The 566-nt window shown below is 71.0% G+C and carries 1 protein-coding gene; it reads left to right on the forward strand.

The features are described from left to right. On the forward strand, positions 1 to 566 hold a 566-nt coding region (locus D7V97_RS43545; protein WP_199729248.1), incomplete at both ends, for a fatty acid desaturase.

Consider the following 566-nt stretch of genomic DNA (forward strand, 5'->3'; position numbering starts at 1 on the left):
GCGCCCCCGGAGCCCGGCCTCTCCCGCGCCGAGCTGGTGGAGCTGCTCCGCATCCGTCCCCTGCGCGCGGTGGGCATGGCGGCGCTGCACCTGGGTGTCTGGGTCGCGGCGGCCGTGGCCATTGCCCACGCGGGCAGCGTCTGGGTGAAGCTGCCGCTGTGGATGCTGGCGGGTGGGGCGGTGATGGGGCTCATCCAGCTCGACCACGACGCGTGGCACGACAACCTCTTCCCGAGGCCGTGGCAGAACCGCCTCTTCGGCAACGCGCTCAGCCTGCTCGTGGGCATCGCCTACGAGCCCATGCGCCATGACCACCTCGCGCACCACCGCTGGAACCGGACGCAGAAGGACCCTGACGCCTACAACGCGGGCCGCCGCTCGCTCGGGCTGTGCGCGCTCTTCTACGCCACCGTGCTGCTCGGCCTCCCGCTGAGCCTCATCTACTTCAACGTCCTCTATCCGCTGCAGCACTTCTGCCGCGCGCGATTGCGCCGCCATGGCGCGGTGCTGCTCTGCTACGCGGGCTTCTACGCGGGGCTCTTCTGTCTGCTGTCGCGGCACGGGCT

This window comes from Corallococcus sp. CA053C (assembly GCF_003611675.1).
GTDB lineage: Bacteria > Myxococcota > Myxococcia > Myxococcales > Myxococcaceae > Corallococcus.